General features: G+C 37.6%; 18 protein-coding genes. 5 read left to right on the top strand and 13 right to left on the bottom strand.

Annotated elements, in window-relative coordinates:
- Positions 1-6 precede the first annotated feature (6 nt).
- Positions 7-624 (bottom strand): superoxide dismutase, encoded by a 618-nt coding sequence (locus M3175_RS09345; RefSeq protein WP_251518258.1) that lies wholly within the window; start codon positions 622-624, stop codon positions 7-9.
- A gap of 213 nt (positions 625-837) precedes the next feature.
- On the opposite strand from M3175_RS09345, the gene M3175_RS09340 reads away from it, so the two are divergent.
- A complete protein-coding gene (locus tag M3175_RS09340; protein ID WP_251518231.1) occupies positions 838-1,458 on the top strand; it encodes a helix-turn-helix transcriptional regulator in 621 nt (206 codons plus the stop codon).
- A gap of 441 nt (positions 1,459-1,899) precedes the next feature.
- Here M3175_RS09340 and gdhA read toward each other — a convergent pair whose 3' ends face one another.
- Entirely contained in the window at positions 1,900-3,282 is a 1,383-nt protein-coding gene (gdhA, locus tag M3175_RS09335; RefSeq protein ID WP_251518230.1) for an NADP-specific glutamate dehydrogenase, read from the bottom strand.
- A gap of 147 nt (positions 3,283-3,429) precedes the next feature.
- Between gdhA and gltC the strand changes: the two genes are divergently transcribed.
- Positions 3,430-4,341 carry a glutamate biosynthesis transcriptional regulator GltC gene (gene gltC, locus M3175_RS09330; protein ID WP_251518229.1) on the top strand — a complete coding sequence of 304 codons (912 nt, stop codon included), beginning with the start codon at positions 3,430-3,432 and terminating at the stop codon, positions 4,339-4,341.
- 109 nt (positions 4,342-4,450) lie between these two features.
- Here the strand turns inward: gltC and M3175_RS09325 are convergent, their stop codons facing one another.
- The 6 genes from M3175_RS09325 to M3175_RS09300 all read right to left on the bottom strand — a co-directional run bounded on the left by M3175_RS09325 (position 4,451) and on the right by M3175_RS09300 (position 9,340).
- Positions 4,451-5,689, bottom strand: a complete 1,239-nt coding sequence (locus M3175_RS09325) for an ATP-binding protein (protein WP_251518228.1) — start codon at positions 5,687-5,689, stop codon at positions 4,451-4,453.
- Positions 5,690-5,865: 176 nt separating this feature from the next.
- Complete coding sequence (locus M3175_RS09320; protein ID WP_251518227.1) at positions 5,866-7,269, bottom strand: nucleoside recognition domain-containing protein; 1,404 nt, start codon at positions 7,267-7,269, stop codon at positions 5,866-5,868.
- Positions 7,270-7,962, bottom strand: a complete 693-nt coding sequence (locus tag M3175_RS09315) for a FeoB small GTPase domain-containing protein (RefSeq protein ID WP_251518226.1) — start codon at positions 7,960-7,962, stop codon at positions 7,270-7,272. It lies immediately after the preceding gene.
- Positions 7,955-8,206: a FeoA family protein gene (locus tag M3175_RS09310; protein ID WP_251518225.1), complete on the bottom strand. Its 252-nt coding sequence runs from the start codon at positions 8,204-8,206 to the stop codon at positions 7,955-7,957. Before M3175_RS09310 ends, M3175_RS09315 begins: the two co-directional genes overlap by 8 nt.
- A gap of 133 nt (positions 8,207-8,339) precedes the next feature.
- On the bottom strand, positions 8,340-9,074 hold the full coding sequence (gene tatC / locus M3175_RS09305; RefSeq protein WP_251518224.1) for a twin-arginine translocase subunit TatC: 735 nt from the start codon (positions 9,072-9,074) through the stop codon (positions 8,340-8,342).
- A gap of 77 nt (positions 9,075-9,151) precedes the next feature.
- Entirely contained in the window at positions 9,152-9,340 is a 189-nt protein-coding gene (locus M3175_RS09300; protein WP_251518223.1) for a twin-arginine translocase TatA/TatE family subunit, read from the bottom strand.
- A gap of 290 nt (positions 9,341-9,630) precedes the next feature.
- Between M3175_RS09300 and M3175_RS09295 the strand changes: the two genes are divergently transcribed.
- Positions 9,631-11,073 (top strand): alkaline phosphatase PhoX, encoded by a 1,443-nt coding sequence (locus tag M3175_RS09295; RefSeq protein ID WP_251518222.1) that lies wholly within the window; start codon positions 9,631-9,633, stop codon positions 11,071-11,073.
- Between the two features lie 54 nt (positions 11,074-11,127).
- Here M3175_RS09295 and M3175_RS09290 read toward each other — a convergent pair whose 3' ends face one another.
- From M3175_RS09290 to M3175_RS09280, 3 genes are all read right to left on the bottom strand, one after another.
- Positions 11,128-13,200: a transglycosylase domain-containing protein gene (locus M3175_RS09290; RefSeq protein WP_251518642.1), complete on the bottom strand. Its 2,073-nt coding sequence runs from the start codon at positions 13,198-13,200 to the stop codon at positions 11,128-11,130.
- A gap of 185 nt (positions 13,201-13,385) precedes the next feature.
- Positions 13,386-13,526 (bottom strand): hypothetical protein, encoded by a 141-nt coding sequence (locus M3175_RS09285; protein ID WP_251518221.1) that lies wholly within the window; start codon positions 13,524-13,526, stop codon positions 13,386-13,388.
- Positions 13,527-13,665: 139 nt separating this feature from the next.
- The gene (locus tag M3175_RS09280) at positions 13,666-14,817 is read right to left on the bottom strand and encodes an MFS transporter (protein ID WP_251518220.1); all 1,152 of its coding nucleotides are present in this window, start codon (positions 14,815-14,817) and stop codon (positions 13,666-13,668) included.
- An 83-nt stretch (positions 14,818-14,900) separates the two neighbouring features.
- Here M3175_RS09280 and yeiL point away from each other — a divergent pair, with 83 nt between their 5' ends.
- Positions 14,901-15,557 carry a transcriptional regulator YeiL gene (gene yeiL, locus M3175_RS09275; RefSeq protein ID WP_251518219.1) on the top strand — a complete coding sequence of 219 codons (657 nt, stop codon included), beginning with the start codon at positions 14,901-14,903 and terminating at the stop codon, positions 15,555-15,557.
- Positions 15,558-15,638: 81 nt separating this feature from the next.
- On the opposite strand, the gene M3175_RS09270 is transcribed toward yeiL, so the two are convergent.
- Positions 15,639-16,016: a VOC family protein gene (locus M3175_RS09270; protein WP_251518218.1), complete on the bottom strand. Its 378-nt coding sequence runs from the start codon at positions 16,014-16,016 to the stop codon at positions 15,639-15,641.
- 228 nt (positions 16,017-16,244) lie between these two features.
- On the opposite strand from M3175_RS09270, the gene M3175_RS09265 reads away from it, so the two are divergent.
- Positions 16,245-16,445, top strand: coding sequence for an aspartyl-phosphate phosphatase Spo0E family protein (locus M3175_RS09265; protein WP_160546738.1), 201 nt, complete (start codon positions 16,245-16,247; stop codon positions 16,443-16,445).
- A gap of 70 nt (positions 16,446-16,515) precedes the next feature.
- On the opposite strand, the gene M3175_RS09260 is transcribed toward M3175_RS09265, so the two are convergent.
- The gene (locus M3175_RS09260) at positions 16,516-18,222 is read right to left on the bottom strand and encodes a methyl-accepting chemotaxis protein (protein WP_251518217.1); all 1,707 of its coding nucleotides are present in this window, start codon (positions 18,220-18,222) and stop codon (positions 16,516-16,518) included.
- Between the last annotated feature and the right edge of the window lie 33 nt (positions 18,223-18,255).

Below are 18,255 nucleotides of genomic sequence, written 5' to 3'. Positions count from 1 at the left end.
TGAATATTATTTTGTTGCTTGCTCAAACTTGCTAGAAACAGCGTCCCAGTTAATGATATTGAAGAAGCTTTCAATATAATCTGGTCTTCTGTTTTGATAATTTAGGTAATATGCATGCTCCCATACATCAAGGCCTAGGATAGCCACTTTTCCTTCCATGATCGGGTTGTCTTGATTTGGTGTGCTTGTTACTTCAAGTTCGCCTTGTTCATTAACAACTAGCCAAGCCCAACCTGATCCAAAACGTGTGAGTGCCGCTTTTGTAAATTCTGCTTTGAAGCTGTCAACATTACCGAAAGCTTTTTCAATCGCTGCTGCTAATTCACTGCTTGGTGCAGCATTCCCTGCTGGTGCAATCACTTCCCAAAATAATGTGTGGTTTAAGTGTCCTCCACCGTTATTTCTAACAGCTGTACGAATCGCTTCAGGCACTTCATTTAAATTTTTTAATAAGCTTTCTAGGTCTTTTTCTAGAAGTTCTGTTTTTCCTTCAAGAGCTGCATTTAAATTATTTACATATGTTTGATGATGTTTTCCGTAATGGATTTCCATTGTTTGCTGGTCAATGTGAGGCTCTAATGCATTAAATTCATAAGCTAATGTTGGTAATGTGTAAGTTGTCATAATAACAATCCCCTTTATACGTTCTTTTTATACTTTATAGTTTAAAAAGTATATTTTTAATTTACCTTAATCTTTCAAATTATTCAATTCATTTGCTTCATTTTTTTCTAAAATTTTCTTATTTTCTCTCCACCTGAGGAGCGTTTCTTTTCATTATTTATACTATATAGTATAATAAGTCTTATATTGAGATAGAATTGAGGTGTAACAGTCGTGAGTAAAAACACCAGAGAACATATATTGGATTTGCTGAAGAAGGAAGTGTCACTGGCAGTTAATGAGTTGACCGAACACTTAAACATTACCCATATGGCTGTTAGAAAGCACTTAAATATTCTTGAAAAAGATCATCTCATCCGATCGGTAGAAGTCAAGCAGCCCATGGGTCGTCCCTTACAAATGTACTCCTTAACTGAAAAAGGTGAACAGCTCTTCCCTAAAAATTATGAAAGCATTAGTATTGAGTTTCTTCGAGATATCCAAGAACTACATGGTGAGGAAACGATTCAGCTTTTATTTGATAAAAGAGAAAAACGAATTACTGATGAATATAAAGTAAAGGTTCAAGAGAAAAAGCATTTGTCTGAAAAAATAATAGAGCTTTCATCACTACAAAACGACAAAGGCTATATGACCGAAGTGAATCAACTCGATGAACACTCTTATGAAATGATTGAGTACAACTGTCCGATCTATGCGGTAGCCAAAGAATTTAAAATCGCTTGCCGATGTGAAACAGACATGTTCAAAAAAGTAGTAGGTACAGAACATGTGGATCGAATTTGCTGCAAAACAGATGGAGATGACCACTGTCGATTTATTTTTCACGCCTAACAAAGGGACTTACCAACCAGCAAAGTATGCCGCAACCATCTGCATGGTGGAAGGCGCATTTGGATACGGATTGATATATGAAGAATAGGAACACATAAAAAACTCGCTCATAGACAGCGAGTTTTCTTCACTCTATTATCCTCTTAAATAAAGTAACACCATAAGAAAAATGATAAGTCCAATCATGAAGATAGAACCTATACTAGCGCTGTATACTATATACACTTTAACATGAAGAATCACATGAACCAAAAGAACGATAAATAAGCAAAACAGCAAAATAATAATTAAATTCACATTTTTATTTCTATACAAAGAATCAGCACCTTAGGGATACATTTTCTATTACTTTTTATATATTTTGTTTTTGCTTAGATTATTCTTTTTCCTTCTCTTAAATCGAAAAAGGCCACCAACATAGTGACCTTTTGTCTAAAATAGTTAGATAACTCCCTGTGCAATCATCGCGTCCGCTACTTTTACAAACCCAGCGATATTTGCTCCGACTACTAAATTCCCTGGTGCTTCATAATCTTCTGCTGCGAGTTGACTCTTACTATATATATCTTTCATAATCTGTTGTAATTTGAGATCCACTTCTTCTTGTGTCCAAGCTAACCTTGCACTATTTTGCGCCATTTCTAATGCGGAGACAGCAACTCCCCCGGCATTGGCTGCTTTGGCAGGAGCAAATAATACCTGATTCTCCAGAAAAATATCGACGGCTTCTAGTGTAGAAGGCATGTTTGCCCCCTCGCCTACTGCCTTTACTCCATTCGATACGAGCAATTCTGCTGCATCTTTATTTAACTCGTTTTGCGTCGCACATGGCAATGCAATATCGCATGGAATGGTCCAAATACCTGAACAACCTTCTTGATAGATCGCTCCAGGATGTTCCTTAATATATTCAGATATTCTTTTATTTTCTACTTCTTTTAAGCGCTTCACAGTATCTAGATGAATGCCATTAGGGTCATAAACATAGCCTGATGAATCACTGCATGCGACCACTTTTGCACCGAATTGGATCGCTTTTTCCATCGCATAAATGGAAACATTTCCTGATCCAGATACCACCACCGTACTACCATCAAAGCTATATCCTTTGCTTTTTAGCATTTCATCCACAAAGTAAACCGTACCGTAACCAGTTGCTTCTTTTCGGCCTAAGCTTCCTCCATACCCAATTCCTTTGCCTGTTAATACGCCGGCCTCATAAGCGCCTCTTAGTTTCCTATATTGACCGAACATATACCCGATTTCTTTGGCTCCTACACCAATATCTCCAGCGGGAACATCAGTGTCTGGTCCGATATGTTTGCTAAGCTCTGTCATAAAGCTTTGACAAAAACGCATAATTTCAAAATCCGATTTTCCTTTTGGATCAAAATCAGATCCCCCTTTACCACCGCCGATTGGCTGGCCAGTTAAGGAGTTCTTAAAGATTTGCTCAAAGCCAAGGAATTTAATAATACTTGCGTTCACAGAGGGGTGAAATCTTAGTCCCCCCTTATAAGGTCCAATCGCACTATTAAACTGAACACGATATCCGCGATTGACTTTTACATTTCCATTGTCATCTACCCATGGAACTCGGAACGAAATCAAGCGCTCAGGTTCAATCATTCTTTCTAATACCGCTTGTTTGATATAAATCGGATTTTTCACAAGAACGGGTACTAGAGAATCCAGCACTTCTTTTACCGCCTGCAGAAACTCTCCTTCATTCGGATTGCTCTCTTGAACCTTTGTAAATAAACGGTTTACATAATCTTTAACGATTTGCGTTTGGCTCTCTTCTACTTTTTCTAACACTTTCATAAAAATTTCGCCCCTCATCTATTATAAAGTTAAGAATATTTTCTTTTCTTAAATGTGTTTTCATTTTATAATTTTGTAATTGATAGTTCCAATATCAAAATTCGATGAAATCAATGCATAAAACGCATCAATCAGGAGCGGGTAAAATTGGAAACAAGGCAAATTCAATATTTTCTAGAAGTGGCAAAAAGAGAGCATGTGACAGAAGCAGCAGATGCTTTGCATGTTGCTCAGTCTTCCGTTAGCCGACAAATATTCAATTTAGAAGATGAATTAGGGGTCGAATTATTTATTCGGGAAGGTAGAAGTGTACGGTTAACCCCACTCGGTAGAATCTTTTACGATCGGATGAAGCAAGTGTGGAACATGATGGAGGATGCCAAACGAGAAGTAGAAGAATATCTTAATCCGGAAAAAGGCACGGTTCGTATTGCGTTTCCGATTAGCATGGCTGCCCATACCTTGCCATCTATAATCTATGCGTTCCGTAACAGATTCCCTGAAGCTAAGTTTCATATGAGCAATGCCCTTTATTCGGATTTAATCGATGGTGTCGTAAATGGGGAATACAACTTAGCCATGATTGCACCTATGCCGAATCAAGAAAAGGAGAAAAAAATCAAAGGAGACATTCTTTTCACAGAAAATATCGTTGCCCTCATCCCTCTTCACCACCCATTAGCGGATCGAGAAACCATTCGGCTGCGTGACTTACTAGACGATTCGTTCTGTGTCTTGCCTGAAGGTTTTATCTTTCGTGAACAAGTCGTTCAAGCCTGTCATGACGCTGGCTTTTCTCCAAAAATAGCGTTCGAAGGAAAGGATATCGATGCCTTAAAAGGCTTGGTCTCAGCTGGATTAGGTGTTGCCTTGATGCCAGAAATGACATTAGTGGATAATACCCCACGATCAACCGTAATGATTCCCTTATCAGATGCGAGTCTTACCCGAACGGTCGGTGTCATCTACCCAACCCAGCGGAAACTGCTCCCTACCGAAGCTTTGTTTTATGACTTCCTGCTTGAAACGTTTGAAAGATTGAATGAGTTTAAAAAGTAGCCATCGTTGGAGAAGGTTATAAATTTACGTTTAGTTAAAAAAGCCCGAATAGCTTACCACTTAGTAAGGAGTGGGAACTATTCGGGTTTTATATTTGCTTGAGAGTTTTTCACTCCACTGACGGAAATTGGATCGAAAATCTGGTCCCTCTTCCTTGTTTACTTCTCACCTTTATCGTACCCTTCATCGAGTGTACAATTTTATAGCATAAAGACAGCCCTACTCCCGTTCCTTTATCTTTAGTCGAATAAAAAGGGGTACCGAGATATTTCAGTTGAGTCTCTGACATTCCTTGTCCATTATCTTCAATCTCTACTATTACATGTTTTCCATTTTGATAGGCACTAACCATTATTTCGCCTTTTTCTCCAATCGCTTCTATGCTGTTCTTGAGAAGATTGACAAATAGTTGCTTGATTTCAGAACTATCCCCTTTGATCAAAAGTCTATCTTCTAAAGAAGAAACGATCGAAATGGTTTGAAGGTTCGTAAATGACCTCATCAATTCAATAATATTTTCTAAATCCGACTTTAAGTTAAGGATTTTCAGATCGGTCGTAGCCGGCTTGGCTAGTGATAGGTACTCAGATAAGATGACCTGAGAATGATCGATTTCTTCCATGGAAATAGTTATGTATCTTCTCTGAGATTCAGTTAAATTTTCAGCATCTCTCAAAAGCTGTAAAAAGCCGCGAACAGCGGTCATCGGGTTTCTCACCTCATGAGCGACAGATGCTGCCAGTTGACCAACCACATCAAATTTTTCTGCCCGTTGAACCTTAGACTCTAATTCCATCTGCTTGTTCATATTTTCAAAAATAAACATAGCGGACAGTAAAGTAAGCCAAGTAATGAATGAAAAAGTAAATACGATTCCAATTTCCTGTGAATGATTTGAATAAACGAGCAAAATTCCCCTCGAAATAGTTATAAACCCGTAAAGAGTACTTATTAAAAAGATCTTTTTAAAATCACTATAGGTACGAAATTTCTTTGTAACAAGCATGAGTAATATACTTATAATTCCAAAATTCATCACTGTTATTAATGGGGGATCATCATTAAAAGTAATTTTATAAACAACGGTAATACCGATGATCAGTAATCCACATAGATTGCTCCCGTATAGAAAAGCAATAATGATAGGAACCATTTTTAAATCAAAATAAAATGTATCTTTATAATTAATTGAAAATATTAGGGTAAGCAAGAGAGAGATGGTTAGAACCACTACAAGCATTGGTTTAAACCCTTGTCTAGACCCTTTCTGATATAACAGATGATACGTCCAAATAGGAAACAGCACCATTAACACTTGATTTAAAATGAGTTCTATCCCATGAAGCATGGAGCCTTTCCCCCTGTAAATAATTGCCCAGCAATAATATTTTTTACTACATCACATATTCGATAAAAACTTTCTAATTCCTTTTTCCTACAAAAAAAGCCACGATTCTTATTATTAGATACAACCGTCGTACAAGAAAACGACAGCAAATTCGCTGCCGTTTCTCTCCTTTTCTTTTAACTTAATAATCTCATATAATGCACAAACTCGGTCACTAACCATGTGACAAAGAACGCAATCCCGGTAGGTATGACAAAGGACCAAAATGTCCACTTTAAACTCTTCGTTTCTTTATAAATATTTACTAAAGTTGTTCCGCATGGATAATGAAGCAAGGAGAATAACATCATATTTAAAGCCGTTAACCAAGTCCAACCGTTGGTAAGAAAAATTTGCTTTAAATCTTGAATACTATCCACATCCACTAATGCTCCAGTTGATAGATACCCCATTAATAATACAGGCAGTACAATTTCATTAGCAGGTAACCCTATCAGAAAAGCCATAAGGATAAACCCATCTAAACCAATTGCTTGACCTAACGGATTTAAGAAGCTTACGATGTGCATCAAAATGCTTGTATCCCCAATTTGTATATTAGCGATTATCCAAGTTAAAATGGCTGCTGGTGCAGCTACTTTCACCGCTCGATTTAATACAGAAATAGACTTTGTTAATGATGCCCGAATGACAGTATCAAAGAGTTTTGGCTTGCGATACGGTGGTAGTTCCAATGTATAGTGTGTCGGTACCCCTCTCAATGCTGTTTTTGATAATGTCCAGGACACAATGAAAGTGACGAAAATCCCAAACATAACCAGACCAACTACTACTAGAGTTGTTACCAACGTTTGCATTCCACCTGTAAACCCTGTTGCCATAAACAAAGAAGCTAACACAATTAATGTACCCCATCGTCCATTACAAGGGACAAAATTATTTGTTAAGATAGACAACATTCTTTCACGAGGAGACTCAATGATCCTTGAAGAGATAACTGCTGCTGCGTTGCACCCAAATCCCATAGCCATGGTTAAGGATTGCTTACCATGTGCCCCTACTGACTTAAATAATCGATCCATATTAAAGGCGACACGCGGGAGATATCCATAATTTTCAAGAAGCGCAAATACAGGAAAGAATATAGCCATTGGAGGAAGCATGACACTGATTACCCAAGTGGTACCTCTATATAACCCTAAAACCAAAACACCGTGGAGCCAATCTGGTGCTTGGAAATAGGAGAATGCTATTGTTATATATCCTTCCATCCACCCGAAAAAATTAGCTAACATAGACGAAGGAATGTTTGCACCAGCAATCGTTAAATAAAATATAGCTCCCAACATGATCAGCATAATTGGAAACCCCCAAATACGGGAGGTTAAAATGGCATCTAATTTCTCAGTTCTCTCGTCCATTTTTGCATTCGTAAAAGTTACTCCTTCTTTCATCAGATTATTACTTTTCTTATATAATTGCTCAACAATATGATCACGAATATCTGGTGTGGATAGCTTTTCAGCTTGACGGGTAAGTTGTTGAATTTGGTTTTTTAATTCCAATCCCTCACTAGTCATCTATATCGCATCCTTTTTCGCTAGTCTTTGTTCTATTTCCTTTAAAAGGGACTTATCTCCATCTATTAATCTTAGAGAAAGCCACCTAGCTGATAATTGCTCACCAGTAATGTTCTGCACAAAAGGGATTAACTGCTCAATTTTCATTTCAGTTTCTTCATCATACGTCATTTTGTATGGATTACAGGGAATATTCCCCTTTATCAGACGATCAATCGTATCTAATAACATAGGGATGCCAATCTTATTTCTAGCGGAAATTTTAATCACTGGGACTCCTAACCGTTTCATAAGAATTTTTTCATTTATGCTAATTCCCATCTTTTCTGATTCATCAATTAAATTAATACAAATAACTACCTTTTCTGTGATTTCCATGACTTGAAGGGCTAAATTCAGGTTTCTTTCGAGTGCAGTCGCATCCAAAACAACTAATGTAATATCTGGCTTTTCGAAAACGATGTAATCTCTAGCAACCTCTTCATCTTTTGAATTTGAAAATAAAGAATAGGTTCCAGGCAAATCAATCATCTCATAAGAAATTCCTTTAAAGGTAAAGGTGCCGGCCATTAAGTCTACCGTCTTTCCTGCCCAGTTACCCGTATGTTGTTTTAGTCCTGTCAGCAGATTAAATAGCGTACTTTTCCCTGTGTTTGGATTTCCAGCAAGTGCAATTCTGAGGTTATCATTCATAGCTAACCAGCTCCCCCTCAATTTTTGTACTTTCTTCTTTTCTCAAAGCAATCGTCGTTTGACTTACACGAAAAGCAATCGGATCTCCAAGCGGACTCTTCCTAAGCACTTTAACGATTGCTCCAGGAACAAAACCCAAGTCTAGTAACCTCCTTCTCATCACTCCATTAATATCTAAATGAGTGATCCGAACAGCATCACCAATATTAGCATCAAACAATTTTAATATTTTTGACCCATTCATTTTTATTTCCCTCCCGCTTTATTTTTTCCCTAGTGCAACTTTTGAAATCATCATATGGTTTTTTTTCCAAATTGTCAATCAATTTTAAAATTGAATAAAAAAAGACCAACATTTGTTTGTTGGCCTTTGCAACTTAATTAAACTCTGGAACCCCTACCTCTTCCTTTAACTTCTTTTTATAAACGATCCTGGAAAGAGTTAAGCTTACCTCATAGAGCGTAAGTAAGGGAATGATCACTAGAAAATCAGAAATAAAATCCGGTGGTGTGATAAGAATTGATATGACGATAAGAACAAAATACGAAAGCTTTCTCGCTTTTACTAGTCTCATTGGATTGAGAATGCCTAATCTTGTTAAAAATAAGACGACAAGCGGCATTTCAAACAGAAAACCAAAGGGTAATGTGAGATTGATTAAGAAGCTAAAGTATCTTTCTGCCGTAAACATGGTCTGAAATTGTCCCTCAGATAGCCCCATCAAGAATCCTAAAACGATAGGAAATAAAACAAAGTACCCGAAACCAACTCCTAAAATAAATAATAGAAAAAAGCCAGGGATAAACCGCAGCGTTACCTCCCTTTCCTTCTTATGTAATGCTGGCGTGACAAATCTCCACACTTGATAAGCCGCTACAGGAATGGTGCATGCAAAAGCACAAACTCCTGATAATATCATATACACCCACAAAATATCACTTGGCCCAAGTACGGCAAGTTTTTCATCTAGGTCCCTTATCAACCAGTTATATAAATCTTTTACAAATATAAAAGCGCACATAAGAAAAATCATGAAGGCACCTAATGTAATGATGATTCGTTTCCGAAGTTCTTCTAAATGCTCTACTAAATAAACATCCTTGTCTTGCATCTGTTTGCCCCCTCTTTTCATTCCATAAAATAAGATGTAAGTAGGAGTATCCACTTACATCTTACAACGTACCATTTCTATGAATTTGTTTTTTCCTCTTTTTTCACAGGCACATCATCTGATACTAACTCTCGAGTGGATTTTTTGAACTCTTTTAACGTTGAACCCACTGCTCGACCAAGTTCAGGCAGCTTGGAGGGACCAAAAATGATTAATGCAATCACAAGCAAAAGGATTAAGCCAGGTACTCCTATATTCTGAAACAATTGAAAAACCTCCCAATTCACTAGTAGTTTGTTTTATTAATAGTTTTGATTATAGGGGAGTAAAAAACCAAAGCCAATGAAGCTACTGTAAAAAAGTGTTAAGAAATTATTAATAGAGAAATAGGATATATCTCTCCCCAACAGCACTTTAGGAAATAAGTAACAAGAAATCTTTTACATTTCATTAGTTATATCCATAAAATTCTTACAATACCTCCATTTCAACTTAATCCTTTACCTTTACTATAAAACTAGTTTTTGAAAACTAACAATTTGAGGGAGGAATTTTTATGAAAAAAGAAACAACTCAAAATGGATTTAACCGCCGTGATTTTCTAAAAGCAGGAGGCGTGGGAACACTTGCCCTAACTCTTGGTTCCACTGGAATTTTCTCTTTAGGCTCGAAGGTTTTAGCCGATTCTACCGATAATCCTACAAGCGGGTTTGGAGGCTACGGACCATTAGTTCCGGATCCAAATGGGATTCTTGATCTTCCACAAGGCTTTCATTATAAGATCATCTCCGAAGAAGGGAAACCAATGACCAACGGAACAGCGATTCCTGGAGCATTTGATGGAATGGCCGCTTTCGAAGGACCGAACAACACAACCATTCTTGTTCGTAACCATGAATTAGGGACAAGCGCCACCAATCCAGTAATTGGAACAAATCCGTATAGCTCTGCAGCAGTAGGTGGTACAACAACACTTATCATTAATAATGCTAGAAACGTAGTAAAAGAATATGTTAGTTCTTCAGGAACGATCAGAAATTGTGCAGGTGGTGCAACTCTATGGGGAACATGGTTAACTTGTGAAGAAACACGTTCCTCCACACATGGTTATGTATTCGAAGTCGATCCACTAGATCCTGAAAACGAACTATCAAGGACGCCAATCAAGGACATGGGCCGCTTCTCTCATGAAGCTTGTGCGATCGATCCAGCCACAGGATATGTGTACTTGACTGAAGATGCAAGCCCAAGCTATTTATACCGCTTCATCCCTAACGACACGAGCAAAAAACCAGGTGCCCTACAAAAAGGTGGTAAGTTATACGCAGCTGCCATCGAAGAAATCGCTTCTCCAAAAGCTAGTACCTTTAAAACGGGTCAAACGATAGGAATTGTGTGGAAGGAATTGAATCCGGATTTATGTCGTGAGGATGCAAACGCACAAGGCTGTATCGAGTTTAAAAAGCTAGAAGGAGCATTTTTCCAAGCTGGTGTGTTCTGGTTTGATGACAGCTCTGCTGGCGAGAAAAATCTTGGCCGTATTTACCGCTACATACCAGCTACCAATTCCTTGGAGCTATTCTATGAAGCAACTGATCGAGAACTTATGGAATCACCAGATAATATTTGTATGACTCCTTGGGGTGACCTGTGGTTTGCAGAAGACGGTTCTGGGAACGACCGTATTATGGGAATTACACCTGAAGGCCAAATCTATCCTTTCGCTAACAACCGTTTAAGCGGTTCAGAATTAGCAGGACCGATTTTCTCACCTGATGGCAAAACATTATTTGTAAACATTCAAACTCCAGGTAAAACATTTGCGATTTGGGGACCATTTGCCCGCAGCAACTCAGCACGTGCGAGAGAAATGTCTTACTCTTCCCCTGGCAAGCTGTTTGCACCACAAGTGTCGGATAAACTAACGGCATTCGCTGAAAGCCAAGGGATCTCTATTCTTGAAGCAGCTGCATTTGAGCGTCATGGAGTGAAAATTTAAGTAAAATTAAAAGTAAAAGGCAACTACATGTAGTTGCCTTTTAAACGATTGATCCTAATCATCGTTCTTCTTATTTTTTTTCTCGTTCTTTTTCTCTTCTTTCTCTCTTTCCTTTTCTTCTTTTTTGCTTTCTTTCTCATCTTCCTCTTCTTCTTCTTCTTCTTCGTCTTCGTCCTCTTCTTCTTTCTTCTCCTCTTCCTCTTCTTTTCTTGCGTCACGATACTCTTTTTCAATTGAAGAAAGGTTAAATTCTCTTTCGGTCAACACAGATGACGATCGACTAAATATTTCTTTAAATAAAATCGTTACGGTAGAACTGCTTGATTCTGTTAGAAAATGATTCTCGTCGGTTTGATCGTATCCCATCCATACCGCCCCTACCATTTCAGGAGAATACCCGACAAACCAGTGATCCTTTGTTCCTGCCTCGTTAGCAAAAGGAAGTTCGGTCGTACCTGTTTTTCCTGCAATATCCCAACCACTTACCTTTGCATTTTCTCCTGTCCCTTCTTCAACAACCCCTTTTAACATATACGTCATTTTCTCGGCAACCTCTGCGTCCGTCACCTTGATCGCATGACTTTTCCATTTTGCGATGACCTTTCCTTCCGCATCCTCAATTCGGGTGATCGAATGGGCTGGTATTCGTACCCCTTTGTTCGCGAATGTAGAATAGGCCTGTGCCATCGTTAAAGGTGATACACCTTTGTGTAAGCCACCCAGTGTCATACCGACGGTTTGGTCTTCTTCCTCCAATGAAAGTCCAAAGCGTTCTACGGCATTGACCCCATATTTCACCCCCATTTTCTGCAAAAGCCATACAGGAGGCACATTATAGGAGTTGGCCAACGCATCATACATCGTTACCTCTCCACGGAAGCGTTTATCATAATTCAACGGTTGATATCCATTAATATCGATCGGACGATCTTGCAGTTTATCAAATATGTCATATCCTTGTTCGAGAGCAGGAGTATACGCAGCTAATGGCTTCATCGTAGATCCTGGCTGACGCTCTAATTGAGTTGCATGATTAAAGCCTCTAAACACATGTTCCCCTCTGCCTCCCACAAGAGCGGTGATTCCTCCAGTCGCTGGGTCGATAAAGGCTGCCCCACTTTGAAGCAATTGATCAGACGTACTTTCAGGAAATAAGCTATTATCGTTATATACTTCTTCAGCTGCATTCTGAATGACTGGATTTAGCTCTGTATAAATCCTTAACCCACCTGACAGAATCTCGTTTTCGGTAAGGTCATATTGTTCGATCGCTTCTGCAATGATATGGTCGACATAATAAGGATATTTACCTTTATATCCATCGATCTTTTTCACTTCAAGAACAATTGGCTGTTCTTTTGCTTGGTTTCGTTCATTTTCCGTAATATATCCTTCTTTTTCCATTAGTGATAAAACAAGATCTCTTCGTTCAACTGATCGGTCCATATCCTTAAATGGAGATAAAATGGACGGTGCTTTAATTAACCCCGCAATCATGGCTGATTCCCCAAGAGTTAATTCACTAACATCCTTTCCAAAGTACGTCTGGGCGGCACGTTGAATTCCCCATGCTCCTTCACCAAAGTAGATTTGGTTTAAATACCTCTCCATGATTTCATCTTTCGAATATTTTTGTTCGATTCTTTTTGTAATAATAAGTTCCTTAAACTTCCTTGTATATGTTCGCTCTTGTGTTAAAAAAGCATTTTTCGCTAGCTGCTGTGTTAATGTACTACCACCAGCCACGATTTCTCCGCTCAGGGTATTTTTTATCAATGCCTTCGCAATGGCAAAAAAGTTAATTCCGTCATGCTTATAAAACCGCTGGTCCTCGGTTGCAATCACAGCATGTACAAGTTCTTCAGGAATTATCTCCATACTAACTCCTTCAATATTTGAAGAGGCAATTTTACTTGCAACCTCTCCTCTTTGATCAAAGATAATGGTTGGTTGTGGTGCAGGTTCTTCTAGCTTACTTACGTCTGTTGTCCATATGAAAATATTAAAAATCATAAAGAATACGAGCGCCACACCTATAACCGCTGCGAGAATCTTCGTTTTTGCTCTCTTTGAAGTGAAGGCACTCCAAGAAAACTTTGACGCCCTTCGTTGTTGTCGTCTTTCCATTCTTCCCACGTCATTTTCCCCCACTACTTAAACATAAAAAATCTCTACTGGTGTACCTACCCGTTTTTATCAGAAGTAATGCACTGAATCATTATAAATAATAAAACTTCACGTTCAAATGTTTTTTCAATAAATAGGGCGTTCATCCTAGAGATAAACGCCCTGCTTATATGAGTTTACCTTTTTTAACTCTTGTCTGATTTCTTTGTTACATTCTCTTCAATAGCATTTTCTAAACCATATCCTGTTGAACTAATCTCTAGCTTTTCTTCATTTTCTGCTTTCATCTGATGAATACTTTTGTACTCAATGTTTTCTTTTTCCATATGGGCCCTCCCAAAACTTAATATGTATTTAGGGTGCGTCATAAGAAAAAGTTTATAACCTTAGGATGCTAATCATTTGCAATTTCTTTCTTTAAAAAAGAGCATGAACTTTTACGTTCGATGCTCTTCTCACAAAATTTTAGAAATTAAACCGCCTTCTTGACGCAACTATGACAAGAATCGCAGGAACGGTACAAACAATCATACCCAAAAAGGCCAGATTCGGGGAAATCTCATATAAGAATCCTCCTAATAGTGTTAACACAGCCGTACTAAAGCTTAAGGCAATTGCGGAATACATTCCTTGTGCATTTGGAATCTGTTGTTTTGGTAGATTCTTTGTAATATAAGTGATAAATGCATAATGTGCCACTCCAAAGGATAAGGCATGTAAGCTTTGAGAGAGGATAAACACCCAGATATTAGGGAACACAAACAAAAGAATCCATCTTAAAGTCGAACCTGTGGCAGCTAGTAATAATAATGAGGATGTATTCCATTTTTGAAACAAGGAATCTGCCTTCATAAAATAGAAGATTTCAAAAATGACTGCTATGTTAATAATCAAACCGATATAATATTGATTGACCTCTAAGTCTTGTAAATAAATATATCCATAGTTGTAATAAGAAGCATGTGCTCCTTGTAATAAAACAACAATAAGTAAGACGATCGGAAAGCTTTTAACTTCAAATAATTTTTGGACAGATAATGCCCCTTTTCGATTTTGTTTTGTTGGAGCTTCTAATAAAATCGGCGGTGTTGGTAAAAAACACATGATTAGTAAGAATCCAAGACCGACGAACATACTCCACAATATGGCTTGTTCTCCCCATTGCCCGGTTAACATACTAATAATAAAAACAGAAACTACAAATCCAATTGAGCCGTATTTACGACTTTTTCCATAATGCACTCCATGTTGACTCACCAACACTGCCGCGGCACTTTCGACAGCAGGAAGGAGTGTCGGATATACAGCACTAAATAGGATCGTTACAACAAATAGTGTTGTAAACGAAGAAGATGGTATATACAGAATGGTGGCAATGAGTGAAATTACCGTCAAACTCAGAATCACCTTATGAGCACTTAAAAATCTAGATGCAAAAGGAAAAGCGAACAGCGTGGAAAGTCCTCTTGCTACTAAGCCTACTCCCATAATTAGACTTGCTTCAGAAACGCTTAATCCCTTGTCTTGTACGAGCCAACCAGTCCAATAGGGTAAAAAAGCACCCCATGTAATAAAAAATACAAAGAAATTTCGAGAGAGCCAATGTTGAATATTCATTTTCATACCTCCGTGATTCTTGCATCATACCACGAACACCCATACAATAATATGAGATATCTCATATTTTTCTGGAGGAATTCATGCAATACTTAGTTGAACCTTTACGCAATTACTATCTAACAAAATACCCAATCGAAACCTTGTTTTCCTTTCCCATTACACCCTATATTCAAGTATGTCAGTTTGAGCGTGGTGAATTTATTTTCAAAGAAGGCTCTTATCCTGAGTACTTATATTATCTTGTCGAGGGTAAAGCAAAGCTATATGTGACACATGAAAATGGGAAAGTATCACTGATCAATTTTTTGCAAGCTCCTACTTTTATGGGAGAAATAGAACTATTAAATGAAGAACGTATATCCAAAGCAATTCAAACCGTCACGAAAGTTACTTGTCTAGCGATTCCGATTCATACTTGTAAAGAGAAGCTGCTCACCGACGCTACCTTTTTAAGGCAGTTATGTATTTTTCTAAGTCAAAAAGCGACAACCATTTCTGCGAAGTACACCGAGAATCAGGTATATCCCCTAATTAACCGGCTCGCTGCTTTTATACTAGTATCTGCGGATCATGATTTCTACAAAGAAAAACACACCGAAGTATGTGAATACTTAGGCGTGTCGTACCGTCATTTATTGCATGTATTTGCAAAGCTCTGTGAAGAAGGAATGATAAAGAAACAGTCACGAGGATTTATGATTGTAGATCGATTTCGATTGCAACAATTGGCTAAATAATACTGAATGGAAAAAAAAGAGGATAATTGCCAAAAATAAGCAAAGTATCCTCTTACCTAAACTTAATTCCGTTGTCTAGCTCTATTCTCTTTCCATAACCGCAAAGTAATTTCCTTCATCATCTGCAAAGTTAAAGACTTTTCCAGAAGGCATTTTGACCAATTCTCCAACTGTAATATTTTTATTTCGAAGATCGTTATATAAGTATTCAAGATTTTCGGTGAAAAACATTAGTGATGGTGTTCCCAAATTCAATTCAGGTGACATTTTCGCTATAAATTCCTTGTTATGTAAGATTATACTAGTCTCAGCGTTTTTTGGAGCAACCTCAATCCATCTAAATCCTTGACCGTTATCTTCTTCAGAAACGACCTGAAAGCCTACTTTTTCTGTCCAAAACGCTTTTGCCTCATCTTGGTTCGTAACATACAACATGATTTGACCAACTTTGTTAATCATTCACTCTACCCCTTTTAGATGGATTTAAAAGACATTTACGTACCTGTATTAAGTATAACGCTTGAGATATCATCGTACCATCTTTTCTACAATTAAGGTAGCAAGAGACTTTTTTACAAAAAATAAACATTTTATTAAAATTGCTATCAAATATTCCCTTTTCTTTTAAAAATATGTAATAATAATATAATACGACCTAGAGAAATTATTGTCATAGGAGTCATTGATATGCCGCCCATTATTTTTGAAAATGATGAAGTATACTTATATATTAAAATTGAACTTATTCGTGGGGAATTAATTTACACAGGAATGCAAGAAGGCTTTGGCAGCCAAAATACCATTCGTATCAGTCAAAGACTAGACAGTTATCTCACCATCTACCAACGTTTATTTTCAAAAAACCGCCGTACTTTTCTCTATAAATAACTGAATAATTGAAACTTTGAACCAAAAATGACTGACCAAACCGGCCAGTCATTTTACATGAATGATTCATTTATACCTTAAACTTACCGATTAACATTTTTAAATCTTCTGCTAAATTTGATAAAGCCGATGCGGACGTGGCGATTTCCTCCATAGATGCAAGTTGTTCCTCTGCTGAAGCTGCTACGTTCTGCGAATGCATGGATGTGTGTTCAGAAATATTTATAATACCAGATACTGTGGCGGAAACTTCTTGTGTGCTTGCAGAAATTTCTTCCGAAGTTGCTGCCATATCATTGATTTGCCCTGTTAAATTCCCCATAAACTCAAGAATTTCTTTAAAGGTTTCTTTAGTTTGGTTAACAATCACTAGACCCTCTTTTACGTCGTCTGAAACTTGTTCAATGGACTGAGAGGATTGGGTCATGTCTTCTTGAATGGTTTTAATTAATGCTGAAATTTGTGAAGAGGATTGCTGTGATTGTTCAGCAAGCTTTCTTACTTCATCCGCAACAACCGCAAACCCTTTTCCATGTTCCCCAGCCCTTGCCGCCTCAATAGCAGCGTTTAAAGCTAATAAATTCGTTTGATTGGCAATGGCAGTGATTACATTTGTGATTTTCTCAATTTCCTGCGAACGATGTTCAAGCGTTTTGATAACTTCTCCACTTGCAACAACAGACTGATTAATTTCATTGATTTGGTTAACCGTTTTATCAACAAACAATCCGCCCTCTTTTGCTTTTTTAGTAGCCTGCACACTTACTTCTGAAACGTTTGACGCATTATCAGCAATAGACTGTATTCCCTTCGTGACTTCTTCTAATGCTATGGCGCTCTCTTGTACGCTTGATGTGGATTGTTCTGCACCATCAGCTACTTGTTGAATGGAATCTGTAATGGTCTCTGTTGCTTTACTTGTCTGTTCTGAGCTTGCTGTTAATTCTTCGGATGAAGAAGCTAAAAGTTCAGAAGTAGAAATAACCTCATTCATCATGTCTTTAAGACTTCCTGACATTTTGTTATAGCTATCAGATAAAGTACCTAACTCATCACTTGAGTGATCTTCTACTTTTGCTGTGAAATCACCATTACCTGCCATATCAAGTGCCTTAGTAAGATTCGAAAGTCTCTTTTTCACTTTCCATGTGAACCAATACACAGCACCAGAGGCAATTCCTATCATAATTACTAAAACAATAATAAATTTAGTTAGAAAAGAAGATAAGATATTTTGGATAATGTCTTCTGAAGCACCTACATACATAATTCCGATTACATCTCCAGAAGCATTTTCTAACGGCATATAAGCTGTTTGATACATATTACCAGCTACATTTGCTTCCCCATAAAAAGACTCTCCTTTTGTAAGAACCGTATCGACTACTTCATCAGAAGCCTGTGTACCAATCGCACGTTCTCCATCTATCAATACATTAGTTGTTACTCGAGTATCTCCCAGAAAAATCGTAACGGTGTCTCCCGTATCTTCCCCAATGGTATCTACAATATCGTAATTATCATTTATCATGGTTGTTCCCTTATAAAGGGTATTATCCTTGACTTCCCAATTTCCAGGATATTTACTATCCACATATCTATAAGCGAGTCCTAAATCACCTTTTGCTTTTTCGGTAGCAAACTCTTTAATTCCCCTTGTAATCTCTTCGTTTACGACAAAACCAATAACTAAGGATAGAACAGTGATAATTGATATAACAATTAAATTGATCTTTGTTCCTAGCTTAAGATTTACTCTTATGATGTTTTTCCCCATGTTGCTCTCTCCTGTCCTATTACATATAAAAAA

The sequence above is a fragment of the Robertmurraya korlensis genome (assembly GCF_023715225.1).
Classification (GTDB): Bacteria; Bacillota; Bacilli; order Bacillales; family Cytobacillaceae; genus Robertmurraya_A.
This window is presented reverse-complemented; position numbering and strand designations above follow the sequence as displayed.